Source organism: Pseudomonas sp. TE3899 (genome assembly GCF_056279105.1).
The window spans coordinates 3,394,555-3,409,995 of record NZ_JBWBQR010000001.1 but is presented as its reverse complement, the minus strand read 5'-3'; the positions used below and the strand labels follow the sequence as shown (position 1 = coordinate 3,409,995).

General features: G+C 59.9%; 15 protein-coding genes. 8 read left to right on the top strand and 7 right to left on the bottom strand.

All coding sequences use genetic code 11. The features are described 5' to 3' along the window. Position 1 precedes the first annotated feature (1 nt). From ACZ89E_RS15610 to ACZ89E_RS15600, 3 genes are read right to left on the bottom strand one after another with little or no spacing between them, the layout of a single operon-like run. The gene (locus ACZ89E_RS15610; RefSeq protein ID WP_476255998.1) at positions 2–460 is read right to left on the bottom strand and encodes a tripartite tricarboxylate transporter TctB family protein; all 459 of its coding nucleotides are present in this window, start codon (positions 458–460) and stop codon (positions 2–4) included. 59 nt (positions 461–519) lie between these two features. After that, entirely contained in the window at positions 520–1,497 is a 978-nt protein-coding gene (locus ACZ89E_RS15605; protein WP_149657192.1) for a Bug family tripartite tricarboxylate transporter substrate binding protein, read from the bottom strand. A gap of 39 nt (positions 1,498–1,536) precedes the next feature. Next, positions 1,537–2,829: an OprD family porin gene (locus ACZ89E_RS15600; RefSeq protein ID WP_149657191.1), complete on the bottom strand. Its 1,293-nt coding sequence runs from the start codon at positions 2,827–2,829 to the stop codon at positions 1,537–1,539. 234 nt (positions 2,830–3,063) lie between these two features. On the opposite strand from ACZ89E_RS15600, the gene ACZ89E_RS15595 reads away from it, so the two are divergent. Both ACZ89E_RS15595 and ACZ89E_RS15590 read left to right on the top strand, forming a co-directional pair. After that, the gene (locus ACZ89E_RS15595; RefSeq protein WP_054046730.1) at positions 3,064–3,735 is read left to right on the top strand and encodes a response regulator; all 672 of its coding nucleotides are present in this window, start codon (positions 3,064–3,066) and stop codon (positions 3,733–3,735) included. Continuing rightward, a complete protein-coding gene (locus ACZ89E_RS15590; protein WP_149657190.1) occupies positions 3,728–5,116 on the top strand; it encodes a sensor histidine kinase in 1,389 nt (462 codons plus the stop codon). The genes ACZ89E_RS15595 and ACZ89E_RS15590 overlap by 8 nt, the downstream gene beginning before the upstream one ends. A 104-nt stretch (positions 5,117–5,220) precedes the next feature. Here the strand turns inward: ACZ89E_RS15590 and ACZ89E_RS15585 are convergent, their stop codons facing one another. Together ACZ89E_RS15585 and ygfZ are read right to left on the bottom strand one after the other, a co-directional pair. Then, positions 5,221–6,042 (bottom strand): HDOD domain-containing protein, encoded by an 822-nt coding sequence (locus ACZ89E_RS15585; protein ID WP_476255997.1) that lies wholly within the window; start codon positions 6,040–6,042, stop codon positions 5,221–5,223. A 36-nt stretch (positions 6,043–6,078) separates the two neighbouring features. Then, positions 6,079–7,020 carry a CAF17-like 4Fe-4S cluster assembly/insertion protein YgfZ gene (gene ygfZ / locus ACZ89E_RS15580; protein WP_149657188.1) on the bottom strand — a complete coding sequence of 314 codons (942 nt, stop codon included), beginning with the start codon at positions 7,018–7,020 and terminating at the stop codon, positions 6,079–6,081. Between the two features lie 148 nt (positions 7,021–7,168). Here ygfZ and ACZ89E_RS15575 point away from each other — a divergent pair, with 148 nt between their 5' ends. Both ACZ89E_RS15575 and ACZ89E_RS15570 read left to right on the top strand, forming a co-directional pair. After that, the gene (locus ACZ89E_RS15575) at positions 7,169–7,423 is read left to right on the top strand and encodes an FAD assembly factor SdhE (protein WP_007944081.1); all 255 of its coding nucleotides are present in this window, start codon (positions 7,169–7,171) and stop codon (positions 7,421–7,423) included. Next, entirely contained in the window at positions 7,407–7,859 is a 453-nt protein-coding gene (locus ACZ89E_RS15570; RefSeq protein ID WP_476255996.1) for a protein YgfX, read from the top strand. Before ACZ89E_RS15575 ends, ACZ89E_RS15570 begins: the two co-directional genes overlap by 17 nt. On the opposite strand, the gene nadB is transcribed toward ACZ89E_RS15570, so the two are convergent. Continuing rightward, positions 7,828–9,444, bottom strand: a complete 1,617-nt coding sequence (nadB, locus tag ACZ89E_RS15565; RefSeq protein ID WP_149657186.1) for an L-aspartate oxidase — start codon at positions 9,442–9,444, stop codon at positions 7,828–7,830. The genes ACZ89E_RS15570 and nadB overlap by 32 nt on opposite strands. Before the next feature lie 559 nt (positions 9,445–10,003). Here nadB and rpoE point away from each other — a divergent pair. From rpoE to ACZ89E_RS15545, 4 genes are all read left to right on the top strand, one after another. Beyond that, the gene (gene rpoE / locus ACZ89E_RS15560; RefSeq protein WP_007944079.1) at positions 10,004–10,585 is read left to right on the top strand and encodes an RNA polymerase sigma factor RpoE/AlgU; all 582 of its coding nucleotides are present in this window, start codon (positions 10,004–10,006) and stop codon (positions 10,583–10,585) included. A gap of 30 nt (positions 10,586–10,615) precedes the next feature. Then, the gene (locus tag ACZ89E_RS15555; protein ID WP_476255995.1) at positions 10,616–11,203 is read left to right on the top strand and encodes a sigma-E factor negative regulatory protein; all 588 of its coding nucleotides are present in this window, start codon (positions 10,616–10,618) and stop codon (positions 11,201–11,203) included. 8 nt (positions 11,204–11,211) lie between these two features. Continuing rightward, on the top strand, positions 11,212–12,171 hold the full coding sequence (locus tag ACZ89E_RS15550) for a MucB/RseB C-terminal domain-containing protein (protein WP_476255994.1): 960 nt from the start codon (positions 11,212–11,214) through the stop codon (positions 12,169–12,171). Positions 12,172–12,417: 246 nt separating this feature from the next. Further along, complete coding sequence (locus tag ACZ89E_RS15545; RefSeq protein WP_149657182.1) at positions 12,418–13,842, top strand: DegQ family serine endoprotease; 1,425 nt, start codon at positions 12,418–12,420, stop codon at positions 13,840–13,842. A 77-nt stretch (positions 13,843–13,919) separates the two neighbouring features. Here ACZ89E_RS15545 and ACZ89E_RS15540 read toward each other — a convergent pair whose 3' ends face one another. Further along, a complete protein-coding gene (locus ACZ89E_RS15540; protein WP_149657181.1) occupies positions 13,920–15,353 on the bottom strand; it encodes a M48 family metalloprotease in 1,434 nt (477 codons plus the stop codon). Positions 15,354–15,441 lie beyond the last annotated feature (88 nt).

The window sequence follows — 15,441 nt, the reverse complement described above, 5'->3', positions numbered from 1 at the left end:
ATCAGTTCTCCAGAACGTCGAGCACGCCTAAGGGCAGCGGCACGTCCATCACCTTGTCGAACAGCAAATAAAGACCGATCGCCATCAGGCTGATGATCACCACGCTGGGCAGCCAGCGGCCGCCGTACAGGCGGGCCATCGGAATCCCGATCAGGATGCTTGCGACAATGAAACCAAGGGGTTCGAAGGTCCCCGCGAACACTAGCAGCAGCACCACGCAGATACCGATTTTGGTCAGGGTCTCGCGGTCCATCGGTGGTTCGTCAGGGTTGTGTTTGATCGGTGCGGGACGAAACACCATGTACAACAGCGCCACGCCCATCAGGGCCAGCATCAACAAAGGGAAGGCCCGTGGCCCCACCGGTTCGTAGGAAAAAGCCGCTTGGTATGGCCACGCCATCAGCGCCAGGCCGACACAGGCCGCCAGCAACACCGAAGCAAAAATGCGTTGTAAGAGCATGAGGAACTCCTGTGCCGCGACCCCGCGAATACGGGGTCGCAGCCGCTAGACAGAGACGATCACTGGATCAGGCCGAACTCTTTGGCCAGCACTTTGTAGTCCGCGACTTGCTTCTTCACGTAGGTGTCCAGCTCCGGGCCGGTCATGGCGAACGGGAACAGCTCACGCTGATCGCGCAGCTTGGCGAAGTCCTCGGAAGCCAGCAGTTTGTCGAAAGCGTCTTTCCACCAGGCGTAGTCTTCGTCGCTGACCTTCGGCCCGAGGTAGAAGCCGCGAACCACTGGCCAGACGATGTCGTAGCCTTGCTCCTTGGCGGTCGGGATGTCCTTCATTTCCGGCTCGTCCAGACGCTTGTCGGAGAACACCGCCAGCAGGCGCATGTCGCCGCTCTGGATGTGCGGCATGGAGTCGGAAATGTCGGTGCTGCCGACCTGGATGTGGCCGCCCAGCAGGGCGGTGGCGATTTCACCGCCGCCTTCGAGGGCGACATAACGCAGGTCGCGCGGGTTGATCCCGGCGGCCTTGGCGATCAGTGCGGTTTGCATCCAGTCCTGGCTGCCGACAGTGCCGCCGGAACCGATCACCACTTTGCTCGGATCTTTCTTCAGCGCTTGAACGAGATCGTCGAGGGTCTTGTAAGGCGAATCGCTTTTCACCGCGATGGCGCCGTAGCTGGTGCCGACCGCGGCCAGCCAACGCACGTTGGTTTCATCGAAACGCCCGAACTTGCCTTGGGCCAGGTTCAGCAGCGAACCGCTGGACCACGCCACCAGCGTGCCGGCATCCGCCGGGCGCTGGGCGACCACCGCGTTGTACGCCACCGCGCCGACACCGCCGGGCATGTAGGTCACGCGCATCGGTTTGGTCAGCAGTTTTTCATTCACCAGCGCGCTTTGCGCCAGTTTGCAGGTCAGGTCGAAACCGCCGCCGGGGGAGGCCGGGGCGATGCATTCCGGGCGCTTGGGCTCGGCCATCAGTTGGCCGGCGAACAGCAGGGCGCTGGCGGTCAGAGCAACTTTACGCAGTGATAAGTTCATTCAAGTCTCCTTGGGAGTTGTTGTTATGGATGTACTGAATTACCAAAGTGCAACGCTATAGCTCACCAGCAGACGCACTTCATCGGCATCGCGAGCGGAGTAGTTGGAACGGTAGGTGGCATTACGCAGGCGCACGGCGACGTCCTTGAGCGCGCCGCTTTGTACAACATATTTGATCTCGGTGTTGCGCTCCCACTCTTTGCCTTCGTCACCGTTCTTGAGCTTGATGTTGTCACCGCTCAGGTAACGGCTCATGAAACTCAGGCCGGGGATGCCGAGTTTGGCGAAGTCGAAGTCGTAGCGTGCCTGCCAGGAATGTTCTTCGGCACCGGCAAAGTCGTTGATCTGTACAAAGTTGACCAGGTACGGGTCGGCGCCATCGACATACGGGAACGCACTGTCGCCGGACATGTGCTGATAACCGGCGCTGAATTTATGCCCGCTCAAGGCATAGCTCACCAGGCCGTTGAGGGATTTGTTGTCGATCTTGCCGCCACGGGCCGCGCCCTGGTCATCACTGATCGCCAGTCGCAGGTCGGTGCCGAAAGTGCCCGGGCCGAACGGTTGCGAGGCGACCACGCCGAGGAAGTGCTGGTTATAGACTTCATCGAGTTGCGCGAAGTGGTAGCTGCCGGTGATCTTGTCGGTGAACTTGTAGTCCACGCCGCCAAAATCGAAGTGCTTGCCGGCGGCCGTGCCGGCGAAACGGCTGTTCTTGTTGTTGAGGGCAATGTCTTCGAAATCGGTGCTGTCGCGGTCCTTGGCTTTCTCCAGTCGGCCACCGGTGAACGTCAGGTTCTTGATCTCTTTAGAGGTCAGCAGGCCGCCTTCAAAGGTCTGCGGCAGGATGCGTCCGTCGTTGGGCTTGAGGATCGGCAGTTCCGGAATCAGGCTGCCGATTTTCAGTTCGGTGGCGGAGATTTTTACTTTGCCGGTCAGGCCCAGCTTGGAGTACTCGTCGGCGGCGCGGCCGTCATCATGGGTCGGCAACAAGCCGGTGCCGGTGCGGTCGGGACTCGAATCGAGCTTGACCCCCAGCATGCCCAGCGCATCGACACCGAACCCCACGGTGCCGTCGGTGTAACCCGATTGCAGATTGAGCAGAAAGCCCTGGGCCCATTCGTCACGCTTGGATTGCTGGGCGCTGGTGCCGTCGCGAAAGTCGCGGTTGAAATACATGTTGCGGGTTTCAAGGGTTGCCGTACTGTCTTCGAAGAAGGCAGCCTGGCTCAACGGCGAAAAGCCGGCGAAGGCGGCGGCACTGGCAAGGGCGGTCTGGCTGAGGCGGGAAAAACGAACAGGCGGGCGAGCCTGAAGCTGCATGGACAGCATCGTGAAGTACTCCGTTATTGTTCTTATTGGCGAAAACGCATCGAGGCGTTTTTCGTGTTCACTAGTGCGCTAGCGACGGCCAGTTAAAACTGTCCGTGGCTGGACTCTAACCGGCCAACCTTTCGCTAACCTTTCAGCTGACTTTCACGGTTTTCGGGCTTCACAGCGGCGGATGCGGCTGTAAACTCCGCGGCAAAGAATGGCGTCGACCATCCCTGAATGAGGTAAAAAGCCATGCGTGTCCTGCTCGTCGAAGACCATCTGCAGCTCGCCGAAAGTGTCGCCCAGGCGCTCAAGAGCACGGGTCTGACCGTGGATGTGCTGCACGACGGCGTGGCGGCCGACCTGGCCTTGAGCAGCGAGGAATACGCCATGGCGATCCTCGACGTCGGCCTGCCACGAATGGATGGTTTCGAAGTGCTGGCGCGTTTGCGAGCCCGAGGCAAGAACCTGCCGGTGTTGATGCTGACCGCGCGCAGCGACGTCAAGGATCGGGTTCACGGCCTTAATCTGGGCGCCGACGATTACCTGGCCAAGCCGTTCGAATTGACCGAACTCGAGGCCCGGGTCAAAGCCTTGCTGCGCCGTAGCGTGCTCGGCGGCGAGCGTCAACAGCGCTGCGGCGTGCTGGCCTATGACCTCGACACCCGGCGCTTCACCCTCGGCGAAGAATTGCTGACCCTGACTTCTCGCGAGCAGGCAGTGCTTGAAGCTTTGATCGCTCGTCCCGGTCGGGTGATGAGTAAGGAGCAATTGGCTTCTCAAGTGTTTGGCCTGGACGAAGAGGCCAGCCCCGACGCCATCGAAATCTACGTCCACCGTTTGCGCAAGAAACTCGACGGCCAACCCGTGGCGATCGTGACCTTCCGCGGCCTCGGCTATTTGCTGGAAAGCCGCGATGCATAAGCCGAGCAGCCTGCGCTGGCGGTTGCTGTGGAATCTGGCGTTGCTGCTGGTGGTGTTGATGCTGGCCAGTGGTTTGAGCGCTTATTGGAACGGTCGCGAAGCCGCCGACACGGCGTATGACCGGACCTTGCTGGCCTCGGCGCGGACCATCGCCGCCGGGGTCTCCCAGCGCGACGGCACCCTCAGCGCCGACGTGCCTTACGTGGCGCTCGATACGTTCGCCTACGACAGCGCCGGGCGAATCTTTTATCTGGTCAACGACATCCACCAGAACCTGATCTCCGGCTACGAAAACCTGCCGCCACCACCACCGGGTACGCCGCGCACCGATGACTATCCGGCGCTGGCGCGTTTCTACAACGCCGTTTATCGCGGGCAGAACGTGCGCGTGGTGAGCCTGCTCAAACCCGTCAGTGAACCGAACATGAACGGCATGGCGGAAATCCGTGTTGCGGAAACCGACGAGGCGCGGGTCAGCATGGCCCGCAGTCTGGCGGCGGATACGCTGCTGCGCCTGGGGATGTTGGCGATTGGCGCGTTGCTGCTGGTGTGGTTTGCGGTGAGTGCCGCTTTACGGCCGCTGGAGCGCCTGCGCACGGCGGTGGAAGAGCGCCAGTCCGACGATTTGCGTCCCTTGCCGTTGGTAGAAGTGCAGCATGAACTGTGGCCATTGGTGCGGGCGCTCAATCACTTTACCGAACGTCTGCGCGGGCAGTTCGAGCGTCAGGCGCAATTTATCGCCGATGCCGCCCACGAACTGCGCACGCCGTTGGCGGCGCTCAAGGCGCGTCTTGAACTGGGCTTGCGCGCCAGCGAACCGCAAACCTGGCGCAGTACGTTGGAGACGGCCGCCCAGAGCACGGATCGCCTGACCCATCTGGCTAACCAGTTGCTGTCCCTGGCGCGGGTCGAAAATGGCGCGCGGGCGATTGCCGAGGGGGGCGCACAGCTGCTGGACCTGAGCCAGTTGGCTCGGGAACTGGGCATGGCCATGGCACCACTGGCCCACGCGCGCGGCGTGGCGCTGGCGCTGGAAGCGGACGAACCGGTGTGGTTGCGCGGTGAACCGACGTTGTTAAACGAATTGCTGAGCAATCTGGTGGACAACGCCCTGGCCCACACACCGCCGGGCGGCAATGTGATCCTGCGCGTAACGGCACCCGCCGTGTTGGAGGTTGAGGACGACGGGCCGGGCATTCCCCTGGAAGAGCGCGATCGGGTATTCGAGCGCTTTTACCGGCGTAATCAGCAGGTCGCGGGGTCCGGGTTGGGGTTGGCGATTGTGGGGGAGATTTGTCGTGCGCATTTGGCGCAGATCAGTCTTCACGACGGGGAGCGTGCGGGGTTGAAGGTGAGGGTGAGTTTTATTGCCGGGGAGTGAGGGTGTTTGTGCCGGCCTCTTCGCGGGCAAGCCTCGCTCCTGCAGAGGGCTCGTTGCGTCTGTAGGAGCAAGGCTTGCCCGCGAAGGCCGCAACTCGGTCTCGATTAATAAAACATCGACCTGGATTCTTCCAGCTCCAGGCACATCGCCTCGTTCTCGGGATCAATCCCCAGCTTCTTGAAGGCCGGCACACTGAGCGCATCGATGCGCGCCAGCGGGTGGTCGGTGCCTTTGTGGCAATACAGGCTGGCGACCTGCACCAGGTCGACATAATCCACCTTTGCGGACTCACGCTTGAAGTCCAGATACTGGCCCGGCAATTTCACCAGCATTTCCGGAAATTCCCAGACGCTGAGCAGTTTATCGCCCAGCAGCGGATGAATGCGGTCGATCACATGATTGAGGCTGACCGGGTCCGAGAGCAGTTCGTAGTGATCTTCGGCGTACGTCAGGATCGGCAGCACCCCAATCTGATGCACCAGACCGCCCAAGGCTGCCTGATCCGGTTTGAGCTGGGTGTAACGGCGGCACAGGGCATAACTGATCCCGGCGATTTCAAGGCTTTTGCGCCAGACATCGCGCATTTTCTGCTCTACCACCTCGGAACTGGCGTGGAAGATTTGCTCCATCACCAGGCCAATGGCCAGGTTGCTGCTGTAATTCACGCCCAGCCGGGTGATGGCGGTGTGCAGGTCGGTGACTTCCTGGGTCGCCCGCAGCAACGGGCTGTTGACCACTTTGATCAGGCGCGCCGACAGTGCGGTATCGCGGCCAATCACCTTACTCAAGGTGCTAACGCTGATTTCCGGATCTTCAGCGGCCTTGCGAATCCGCAGGGCCACTTCCGGTAATGTTGGCAGAACCAGGTCATCGTTATCGATGGCCTCAACCAAATCCTGTTGGACCTTATCCGCCAGCTCACTCATTTCTGTTCTCTAGGGTCTTGCAAAAAAATACTGCTCTCAGCGCTGGATTTCTTTATCGCGATCCAGCGTGTAGGGCAGGTCGAGCAGGTGCAGGGCAGGGCCTTCGAGCGCTGCCAGATGGATATCACCCGACTCTGCAGCTTCGGCTTGCAGCACCGCCAGGAGTTCAATGTTTAGTTCGCCGCGTGCGGCAATCACCACTTCGCCGATGGCGCTGCCGTGGCTTGGGGCAAACAGCTGGGTGCCGGGCTCAGGCAATTCATTGCCATCCAGCTTCAGGCGATACAAGCGACGCTTGAGTTTGCCCAGGTATTGCATGCGCGCGACGATTTCCTGGCCGGTGTAGCAGCCTTTCTTGAAACTCACGCCGCCGACGGCTTGCAGGTTGAGCATCTGCGGGATGAACAGCTCGCGGGTGCTCGGCATGACCTGGCCGATCCCTGCGCGTATCTGGCCCAGCAGCCATTGATTCAGCTCGCCTTCGGTCAGCAGGGTAGCGAGTTTGCCTTTGATCGCATCGGCTTGATCGGCAGCGACCCACAGTTCCGCCCGCTCAGGCGATACACGAATGGCGATCAAACCATCGTTACGCACAACACTGTCAGTGTCGGCCGGCAACTCAAGACCCAGGCTGCGCAATGCGGCATCGCCATGGTCGAGGCCCAGGCGCACCCAGGCGGCGCTTTCGTCGGTCAGTTTGGATTTGGAGAACACCGCGTATTTTTTCAGGTCCGCCAGTTGCGGCTCCAGCAGTTCGCTGGCCATGGCCAGGAGCACGCCATCGCCATCCAGCAGAATGCGGAAACTCGACTGCATCCGGCCTTTCTGGGTGCAGCGGGCACCGAGGCTGGCCTGGGTGTCACTCAGGTAATTGAGGTTGCAGGTCAGTTGGCCCTGCAGGAACTTGCCGGCATCCGCGCCGCGGACCGCGAGAACGCCTTCGTGTGACAGGGTGCAGAAAAAAGCAGAATCGGCCATGGGTCATCGCAGGGTAAAGAGTCTGGGGGACATCATAAGGGGGCGCCCATGAAATGGGTAGTTCACAAAAGGTCGGGAGGGCCGACCAAAGCCGACTGTTCGACCGTGCGCGGGGCTGTATACTTGCCGCCTATTTGAGGAGCGCTCCATGGTCGAAGATGTTGAACTGAATCGCCTCTACTGGCACAGCCGCCGCGGCATGCTTGAGCTTGACGTGTTGCTGGTGCCGTTCGTGAAAGAGGTCTACCCGCACCTCAATGATGTCGACCGCGATTGCTACCGCAAGCTGCTTGAGTGCGAAGATCAGGACATGTTCGGCTGGTTCATGGAACGCGCCGAATCGGAAGATCCGGAGCTTCAGCGCATGGTTCGCATGATCCTGGACCGTGTCCAGCCCAAGTAATGGGTTCGAATGCCGCTGGCATGCCTCACGGCAGTTGCTGGCGGTTTACGTTGTGGCCCAGCTGTTCGCGTTGGGTTCTTTGTTTCTTCTTTCTATACCTGCCTGGGCTAGCGTGCTCGGCATCTTGCTGTGCGCGGTTCATGGCTTTTGGGCGTTGCCGCGACAGATTTTACTGACGCACCCGCAGGCGTTTCGCGGGTTGCGTCGTGATGCGGACGGCTGGCAATTGTGGAATCAGGCGGGAGGTTGGCAACCGGTGCAACTGCGGCCGGACAGCCTGGCGCTACCGTTGGTCGTGGTGCTGCGGTTTCGTCTGCGGGGCGAGCGGCGGGTCAGGACGATCTGTGTGCCCCAGGATGCGCAGGCAGCGGATCTGCACCGTCGCCTGCGGGTTCGGCTGAAATTCAGTCGGCGTAGGTGGGCGGCACCAGAATAGTGTCCAGAGCCACCGGCAGCAGGTTTGGGTAGTCGAGGGTGTAATGCAGGCCGCGGCTTTCCTTGCGTTCCATGGCTGAGCGGATCATCAATTCGGCCACCTGGGCCAGGTTACGCAACTCGATCAAATCCCGGCTGACTTTATAGTTGCTGTAGAACTCGTCGATTTCGTCCAGCAACAACCGCACCCGATGCTGGGCTCGTTGCAGACGCTTGTTGGTGCGCACGATGCCGACGTAGTCCCACATGAAGCGCCGCAGCTCATCCCAGTTGTGCGCGATGATCACGTCTTCGTCGGAGTCAGTCACCTGGCTGGCATCCCAGACGGGCAGGGCGATGGGGATCGACACCTGCGGCAACTGTTCAAGAATGTCCGCCGCCGCCGAACGCGCATAGACGAAACATTCCAGCAGCGAGTTGCTGGCCATGCGGTTGGCGCCGTGCAGGCCGGTGAAACTGGTTTCGCCAATGGCGTACAACCCCGGCACATCGGTGCGGCCCTGCTGATCGACCATCACGCCACCGCAGGTGTAATGCGCCGCCGGCACTACCGGAATCGGTTGCTTGGTGATGTCGATGGAAAATTCGAGGCAGCGCTCGTAGACCGTCGGGAAGTGGGTCTTGATGAACGCTTCGGGCTTGTGGCTGATGTCCAGGTAGACGCAGTCGACGCCCAGGCGCTTCATTTCATGGTCGATGGCCCGGGCGACGATGTCCCGGGGCGCCAGTTCGGCCCGAGGGTCAAAGCGCTGCATGAAGCGTTCGCCGTTTGGCAGCTTCAGGTGCGCACCTTCGCCGCGCAAGGCTTCGGTGATCAGGAAGCTTTTGGCCTGGGGGTGATACAGGCAGGTGGGGTGAAACTGGTTGAATTCCAGGTTCGCCACCCGGCAGCCCGAACGCCAGGCCATGGCGATGCCATCACCGCAGGCGCCGTCGGGGTTGCTGGTATAGAGGTAGACCTTGGCGGCGCCGCCGGACGCGAGGATCACGAAGCGCGCGCCGTAGGTGTCGACTTCGCCGCTGGCGCGGTTGAGCACGTAGGCGCCGAGGCAGCGGTCGCCTTCCAGGCCGAGGCGCTTTTCGGTGATCAGGTCGACCGCGACCCGCTGTTCCAGCAATTCGATGTTCGGGCGTTTTTTCGCCTGATCGAGCAGCGTCCTGAAGATCGCCGCACCGGTGGCATCGGCGGCGTGGATGATGCGCCGATGACTGTGGCCGCCTTCGCGGGTCAAGTGAAACTCGAAACCGCCGTCTTCGGTGCCGGATTGTTCATCGCGAGTAAAGGGCACGCCTTGGTCGATCAGCCACTGGATGGCTTCCTTGCTGTGCTCGACGGTAAAGCGCACGGCATCTTCATGGCACAGGCCACCGCCGGCATTGAGCGTGTCATCGACGTGGGATTCAACGGTGTCGGTGTCATCCAGGACGGCGGCGACCCCGCCCTGGGCCCAGAATGTCGAGCCGTTGGCGAGGTCGCCTTTGCTCAAGACGGCGATGCGCAGGTGACCGGGCAAGGTCAGCGCAAGGCTCAGACCGGCAGCGCCGCTGCCAATCACCAGAACATCGTGTTGAAACTGTTGGCTCATTTCAGGATTCCGCTCAAAGCGACCCGGGTCGGGGTTGGCGCAAGACACCTGGATCGGCGAGTCAGGCAGCCATACAGCCCACTAGTATATAGAGGGGGGGAGCGGCACAATAGCCGGGCCACCATGGCATTGTGAAACTACAGTGACGGAAAAGACTGGACGCTTCGTCGGATGTTTTTTTCGCCGGTTCGGCGACAAGACGACTGTATCGAGGATTTAACACTCTTTTTCACTTCACGGTTGCACAATGTTGGTTGCACCCGGCTATAAATATTTGGAACTTTTGCCAAGGGCCCAAGATCAATAGCGGGTTGCCTGAATCAAGGGACAGTGTCGGCTTCAGTGCGGGACCTGCGGTTTGGTCCTCGCCGGCGAACCGATGACAAGATTATTCGCGCAGCCGGGTTGTCCCGAGCTGCGCTTTTCGTGCGTGCCAAATCAGAGAGCCCGCAGGAAACTTGCTTGGAGGGGGAGAACTTTTGCGAAAAGCCCGAGTCTATGTTTGCAAGTCTGGTCGTTTAGTTATGCAAGCCTCCTTCGAGCTTATCGAGGAGTGTTCATGCTAACCCAGGAAGAGGATCAGCAGCTGGTTGAGCGCGTCCAACGCGGCGACAAGCGAGCTTTCGATCTGCTAGTGCTGAAATACCAGCACAAAATTCTCGGGTTGATCGTGCGTTTCGTGCACGACACCCATGAAGCCCAGGATGTGGCACAGGAAGCCTTTATCAAGGCTTACCGTGCACTTGGTAATTTCCGCGGAGACAGTGCGTTTTATACGTGGCTTTACCGCATCGCCATCAACACGGCGAAAAACTATCTGGTTTCACGCGGCCGTCGGCCGCCGGATAGTGATGTCAGTTCCGAAGATGCAGAGTTCTACGACGGCGATCATGGCCTCAAGGATCTCGAGTCGCCAGAACGCGCATTGCTGCGGGATGAGATCGAAGGCACTGTCCATCGAACCATCCAGCAACTTCCAGAAGATTTGCGTACGGCCTTAACTTTACGTGAATTCGATGGTCTGAGTTACGAGGATATTGCGGCAGTCATGCAATGTCCGGTGGGTACCGTGCGTTCCCGGATTTTCCGGGCTCGGGAAGCCATCGATAAAGCCCTGCAGCCGTTGTTGCAGGAAAACTGAGACAGCGGCGACAGCCAAGAGAGGAACGCCATGAGTCGTGAAGCCCTGCAGGAATCGCTGTCCGCAGTGATGGATAACGAAGCGGACGAGCTGGAATTGCGTCGGGTACTGAATGCCTTTGACGATGTTGAAACCCGCGAAACCTGGGCTCGTTACCAGATCGCTCGGGCAGTCATGCACAAGGATCTGCTGCTTCCACGTCTGGACATCGCTGCGGCAGTCTCTGCTGCGTTGGAAGACGAAGCCGTCCCGGCCAAGGCAACTCGCGGTCCATGGCGTAGCCTGGGTCGTCTGGCCGTCGCTGCTTCGGTCACCGTTGCTGTATTGGCGGGTGTTCGTCTGTACAACCAGGACGAAATTGCTGGCGTCGAATTGGCGCAGCAATCCACTCAGTCCACCCTTGTTGCTCCACAAGTCAAGGGTCCGGCTGTATTGGCAGGCTATAGTGAGAGTTCGGAAGCCACTGGCCCTATGGCCAACGGCGTATTGCAAGGTCAGCCGGGTTGGCACGATCAGCGTCTGCCAAGCTACTTGCGCCAACATGCTCAACAGGCTGCACTGAAAGGCACTGAAAGCGCTCTGCCTTACGCTCGTGCAGCAAGCCTGGAAAACCGTTAAGGAGGATCATGCGCGCCATACCTCTACTTTCGCTTCTGCTTAGTGGCTGGTTCGTTGTTCCAGCCCACGCCGATGACGCCCAGGACTGGTTGACACGTCTGGGCCAGGCCGAGCAAACGCAAAGCTTTCACGGTACTTTTGTTTACGAGCGTAACGGTAGTTTTTCTACCCATAACATCTGGCATCGCGTCCAGGATGGCAAGGTCCGCGAGCGTTTACTCCAGCTCGACGGCTCGGCACAGGAAGTCGTGCGCATTGATGGGCATACTCAATGCGTCAGCGGCACCCTGATCGCAGGGCTGGGGGACTCTCCCAACTCTGCCGCTCGTGCACTCGATCCACAAAAGCTCAAGAATTGGTACGACCTTGCCGTCATCGGCAAGTCGCGTGTGGCTGGGCGTGCGGCGGTGATTGTTTCACTGACGCCGCGCGATCAGCATCGTTACGGTTTCGAGTTACACCTGGATAAAGAAACCGGCTTGCCCCTCAAGTCATTGCTATTGAATGACAAAGGGCAATTGCTGGAGCGTTTCCAGTTCACTCAACTGGATACCGCCGACGCGCCGTCGGACAGCGATTTGCAGGCAGGCTCTGACTGCAAGGCGCTTGTCCTCGACACTGACAAGGCGACGGCGATCAAAACCGCCGAGGTCTGGCATTCGGATTGGTTGCCGCCGGGTTTCGAACTCAGCAGCAGCTCCTCGCGCAAAGATCCCGAGACAAAAAACCAAGTCAGCAGTCTGATGTACGACGATGGCCTGGCCCGCTTCTCGGTATTCCTTGAACCGTTGAATGGCGGCACCGTCACCGACACCCGTACTCAACTGGGCCCAACCGTCGCGGTTTCCCGACGCTTGACCACGCCTCAGGGCGAGATGATGGTGACCGTTGTTGGTGAGATCCCGATCGGTACCGCCGAACGGATTGCGCTTTCCATGCGCTCCAGCGCTACAACAGCCAAACAGTGAGCTGAACCAAAATGCTCATGGATCGACGATTTGATAGTGCGAGAGGTCAGCGATGCCCATCCCACCATTGAGATGTCGAAATGTTTAGTGAGCATTTCAATTTGCAAATCCCCCCGAATTTTCCTATAGGTCAGAGCCTCTCGGCTCTGGCCTTGTTTGTTGTTCCCGGAACAAAAATACCGGCGTATCGTTCCCGGTGTTCCTTGCTCCATATCGCTTAACCATGCTCGTCGTAACGGGAGCCGTATGTCGATACCACGCTTGAAGTCTTACCTTTCCATTTTCGCTACCGTGCTCGTGCTCGGTCAGGCGGTTTCTGCCCAAGCGGCGGAATTGCCTGACTTCACGCAACTGGTCGAACAGGCCTCGCCTGCGGTGGTGAACATCAGTACCACGCAAAAACTGCCTGATCGTAAAGTGTCAGGCCAGATGCCCGATCTCGAAGGCCTGCCGCCAGCGCTGCGCGAGTTCTTCGAGCGTGGCATGCCGCAACAGCGTTCGCCGCGTGGCGATCGTCAACGCGAAGCCACGTCCCTGGGTTCGGGTTTCATCATCTCGCCTGACGGCTACATCCTGACCAATAACCACGTGATTGCCGATGCCGACGAAATTCTCGTCCGCCTGGCTGATCGCAGTGAGTTGAAAGCCAAGCTGATCGGCACCGACCCGCGTTCCGACGTGGCGCTGCTGAAAATCGAAGGCAAGGACCTGCCGGTGCTCAAGCTCGGCAAATCCCAGGACCTTAAGGCCGGTCAATGGGTTGTCGCCATCGGTTCGCCGTTCGGCTTTGACCACACCGTGACCCAGGGCATCGTCAGTGCCATCGGTCGCAGTCTGCCGAACGAAAACTATGTGCCGTTCATCCAGACCGACGTGCCGATCAACCCGGGCAACTCCGGTGGCCCGCTGTTTAACCTGAACGGTGAAGTGGTCGGGATCAACTCGCAGATCTACACCCGTTCCGGCGGCTTCATGGGCGTGTCGTTCGCCATCCCGATCGACGTTGCGATGGACGTGTCCAATCAGCTGAAAAGCGGCGGCAAAGTCAGCCGCGGCTGGCTGGGTGTGGTGATCCAGGAAGTGAACAAGGATCTGGCTGAATCGTTCGGCCTGGAGAAACCGGCCGGTGCACTGGTCGCTCAGATCCAGGATGACGGCCCGGCTGCCAAGGGTGGCCTGCAAGTGGGCGACGTGATCCTGAGCATGAACGGTCAGCCAATCATCATGTCTGCCGACCTGCCGCATCTGGTTGGCGCGCTGAAGGCAGGTGCCAAGGCCAATCTTGAAGTTGTCCGCGAGGGCAAGCGCAAGAATGTCGAACTGGTCGTCGGCACGATCCCGGAGGAAGGTAAAGAGTCGGATGGCCTGCCGAAATCCGGTGTCGAGAGCAGCAGCAACCGCTTGGGTGTTTCTGTCATCGAGCTGACCGATGAGCAGAAGAAAACCTACGACCTCAAGGGCGGTGTGGTGATCAAGGACGTCGAGGACGGTCCTGCTTCGCTGATCGGCTTGCAGCCTGGCGACGTCATTACGCACCTGAATAACCAGGCGATCGGCTCCACCAAGGAGTTCACCGAAATCGCCAAGGCGCTGCCGAAGAACCGTTCGGTGTCGATGCGGGTTCTGCGTCAAGGTCGTGCCAGCTTCATCACCTTCAAACTGGCTGAATAAACCGGTTGTCGGCTGAATAAAAAACCGCCTCGAAAGAGGCGGTTTTTTTATGCCTGCTTTTTGTTGAAGAGGCTGGTTTAACCCATCATGTCCTTGATCATCCGCTCCTGCTCCATCAGTTCCCGTTGCCGGGCGTCGATGCGCGATGACAGCGGGAAGTTGCCGCTCGCCTTGCGCTTGGCGAAGTCGAGCTGCTGAATGGCCTGGCGGTAATCGCCGACCAGCGCGAAGTATTCGGCGCGCGCCTGATGCAAGCCGATGATATTGCCCGACAGGCCGCGAGTCTCCGCCACCATGTACCAGACATCCGGATCGTCCGGCCGGGACTTGAGCAGGTTTTCCAGGGCTTTTTCCGCATCGGCGGTGCGGTTCTGTTTGAGCAGCAGGTCGACTCGCACCTGATTCAGCGGGTAGTTGCCCGGGAACTGGGTGAGCAACCGGTCAACCCGAGACTGTGCATCCGGCAAGCGATTATTGGTGATGTCCAGATCGACCTGGGCCAGGTTGTAGATGATCTCGTTCGGCGCCGTGGCCAGCAGTTGCTTGAGATTCTCCCGGGCTTCATTCAACTGGCCGCCCTTGATCTGGGCGATGGCCAGGCCGTAGCGAGCGACATCGTTTTTCGGGTTTTCATCGAGCTGGGCGCGAAAGCGTTTGGCGCCCAGACCGGGGGTTTCTTCGTAGACCAACTGCACCCGCGCGCGAATCAGCTGATAACGCATGCTGTCTTCGATGCCGCCCGCCTTGGCCTGTTCGGCACGGTTGCGGGTGTCGGCAATCCGCGATTCGGTCACCGGGTGAGTCAACAGGAACTCCGGTGGCTTGGCGTCGAAGCGATACTGGCGCATCAAGCGCTCGAACATGTTCGGCATCGAGCGTGGATCGTAACCGGCCTTTTCCAGATTGAGGATGCCAATCCGGTCGGCTTCCTGCTCGTTCTGGCGTGAGAAACGGCGTTGCTCCTGAATCGCGGCCGCCTGGGTGCCGGCAATGGTCGCGATCCCGGCATCACCGGCGCCAGCGGCGGCAATCACGATCCCGGCCAGCAGGGCGGCCATCATCGGCACTTGCATGCGTTGCGAGGCTTCAACGCCACGGGCGAAGTGGCGTTGCGACAAGTGAGCCAATTCGTGAGCCAGTACCGACGCGTATTCGCCTTCGGTCTGGGCATTGAGGAACAAACCGCCGTTGACCCCGATGATCCCGCCCGGCGCGGCAAAGGCGTTGAGCTGCGGGCTGTTGATCAGGATGAATTCCAGGCGCCGGTCAGTGACCTGGCTGGTCTCCACCAGCTTATAGACGCTGGATTCGACGTAATCCTTGAGCTGCGGGTCATTGAGCTGCGAGACCTGGCTGCGCAACATTGCCAGCCACGCGCGGCCCAACTGGTATTCCTGTTGCGGCGAGACAATGGCAGAACTGGCATCACCGAGTGACGGCAGGTCGTCGGCGAAGCCTGGTGAGGCGAGCAGGCAAGCGAGCGTCAGCAGGGTAGGGCGCAAAAAAGTCATGCACAAAGCCTTAGTCGACAAAGACCTTACTGTAGCCGGACACCGGGCTTCGGACCAGATATTCTAAGCCGCTCAACCACCTGACCCG